We start from the raw sequence: 2,328 nt of genomic DNA, 5'->3' as shown, positions 1-2,328 counted from the left end.
TGCGGTGCTGAACGCCATTCAGGCGCATCAGCCGGACGTGTCGCTGCCAGCGGATTTCAATGCGGATCAGAAAAATCGCTGCTGGGACGATAAAAAAGTGGATGCGCACCATGCCATCATTCCTACGGCGCGCGCCAGCAAGGTGAACCTGAGCGACAATGAAGCCAATATTTACGCTCTGATTGCGCGCCAGTATCTGATGCAGTTTTGTCCCGACGCGGTATTTCGCAAATGCGTCATCGACCTCGATATCGGCGGTGGCAGGTTCGTTGCCAAAGCACGTTTTCTTGCCGAAGCCGGCTGGCGTGCGCTGCTGGGCAGTAAAGAGCGCGATGAAGAGAATGATGGCACGCCGCTGCCGGTGGTGAGTAAAGGCGATGAGCTGTTGTGTGAGCGTGGTGAGGTGCTGGCGAAGCAGACTCAGCCGCCGCGGCCGTTCACCGACGCCACGCTGCTGTCGGCCATGACCGGTATTGCCCGCTTTGTGCAGGATAAAGAATTAAAGAAAGTGCTGCGTGCGACCGATGGTTTAGGAACGGAAGCGACGCGTGCCGGCATCATAGAATTGCTGTTCCGCCGTACATTTCTGGTGAAAAAAGGTCGCTATATTCACTCAACCGAGGCGGGCAGGGCGCTGATTCATGCGTTACCTGAGATGGCCGCGCGGCCGGATATGACGGCGCACTGGGAGTCAACGCTTACCCGCATCAGTGAAAAAGCCTGTCGCTATGATGAGTTTATGCAGCCGCTGGTCAGTACCTTAATTGGTTTGATCGGTGAGGCGCGCCAGAGGCCGTCGCTGCAGGCTTTTCGTGGATTAGCCGCGACCGGAGCGAAGACGCGCAGTAAAGGCAAAACGCCCCGGCGCAAAACGAAGGAGACGGAATAATGCGTTACGCAACGCTGTTGCTGAGTGGGCTGCTGCTGTGCAGCCATGCCGCGCTGGCTAATCGCCAGCCGGAGCCCGCGCGAATGGGCAATACCGATGTGGTGGTGGATATGCCGCCGGAAGTGTGGACGCAGGGGCAGAATCGTCAGCAGAACAACTGCCTGCAGTGCTGTATCTATGAAAACCGCAGCTACTCCGAAGGCGCCGTGGTGAAAGCAGAGGGCGTACTGCTGCAGTGTGCGCGTGATGAAAAAGTGCTGGGTACCAATCCGCTGATCTGGAAAATCATTAAATAAGCGGGCGTGGCGCGCAGGCGCCACGCTGTTCAGTTACAGCTTGAAACTGGACCACACTGGCGCGTGATCGGACGGCTTTTCCATACTGCGAATGTCGTAGTCGATGCCGCTGTCGATGCAGCGTGATGCCAGCGGTGGGCTGGCCAGCAGCAGATCGATGCGCAGACCGCGGTTGTCATCAAATCCTTTCGAGCGATAGTCGAACCACGAGAAGCGATCTGCGGTTTTCGGGTTTTTCTCACGCCACGTATCGACCAGCCCCCACTGCAGCAAACGATCCATCCACTCGCGCTCTTCCGGCAGGAATGAGCATTTGCCGGTGCGCAGCCAGCGCTTGCGGTTCTCTTCACCAATACCAATGTCCAGGTCGGTACTGCTGATGTTCATATCGCCCATGATCAGCACCGGCTTGTCGGCCGCCAGTTGCTGCTCGAGATAGCTTTGCAGGTCGCGATAGAACTTCTCTTTGGCCGGGAACTTGATGGGATGGTCACGGCTTTCCCCCTGCGGGAAGTAACCGTTGATGACGGTGATATCGCCAATCGGGCTGGGAATTTCTGCCATGATCAGACGTCGCTGGGAATCTTCGCCGTCATCAGGAAAACCGCGTCGAACTGCCACCGGCTGCGTCTTGGTCAGCAGCGCCACGCCGTAATGGCCTTTCTGGCCGTGATAAAACACGTTGTAACCGAGCTTGCTGACCTCTTCCAGCGGGAACATGTCATCGTGCACTTTGGTTTCCTGCAGGCCGATGACATCCGGTTGATGCTGTTCAACCAGCGCCGCCAGCTGATGAGGGCGTGCGCGCAAGCCGTTGATGTTAAAAGAGACAAATTTCATTTCGCTGCCATTTTTCGTCGCAAAAGGTTGCGGCGATGGTAACCAGGTTTGCGGCAAAAGTCATGGCTTGCGTCATAAGAGCGTGCCGATAAGAGCGAGAGGCAGAACGCAGGTGATTTGTGGTGGGAGACGCAGGAGAGCGGGGTAAGACAGGCGATGCCGTTCAGTCTGGGGGCGTTGATGTGAATATCCAGGTGCGCATTAATGCGCACCCTACAATCCGGGCGACAACTGGGACGATGAGAATATAAACCGGTCACATGGGTAACACTTGAGTCCGTATCACTGTAGATACCGTCTTGC

Annotated in this window: 4 protein-coding genes; 2 read left to right on the top strand and 2 right to left on the bottom strand. The window is 56.7% G+C overall.

Annotated elements, in window-relative coordinates:
• Both ERD80_RS19465 and ERD80_RS19460 read left to right on the top strand, forming a co-directional pair.
• Nucleotides 1-889, top strand: an 889-nt coding sequence (locus tag ERD80_RS19465; RefSeq protein WP_248295878.1) for a DNA topoisomerase, incomplete at its 5' end; no start/stop codon positions are given.
• On the top strand, nucleotides 889-1,185 hold the full coding sequence (locus tag ERD80_RS19460) for a YnjH family protein (RefSeq protein WP_021510070.1): 297 nt from the start codon (nucleotides 889-891) through the stop codon (nucleotides 1,183-1,185). The genes ERD80_RS19465 and ERD80_RS19460, both read left to right, overlap by 1 nt.
• A gap of 33 nt (nucleotides 1,186-1,218) precedes the next feature.
• Here ERD80_RS19460 and xthA read toward each other — a convergent pair whose 3' ends face one another.
• Nucleotides 1,219-2,025 carry an exodeoxyribonuclease III gene (xthA, locus tag ERD80_RS19455; protein WP_136548163.1) on the bottom strand — a complete coding sequence of 269 codons (807 nt, stop codon included), beginning with the start codon at nucleotides 2,023-2,025 and terminating at the stop codon, nucleotides 1,219-1,221.
• Nucleotides 2,022-2,328, bottom strand: a 307-nt coding sequence (locus tag ERD80_RS22695; protein ID WP_211145605.1) for a hypothetical protein, incomplete at its 5' end; no start/stop codon positions are given. The genes xthA and ERD80_RS22695, both read right to left, overlap by 4 nt.

The sequence above is a fragment of the Pantoea sp. R102 genome (assembly GCF_004916815.1).
Taxonomy (GTDB): Bacteria; Pseudomonadota; Gammaproteobacteria; order Enterobacterales; family Enterobacteriaceae; genus Pantoea; species Pantoea dispersa.
The sequence above is the reverse complement of the archived record's forward strand: the minus strand, read 5'-3'. Positions and strand labels throughout refer to the sequence as shown.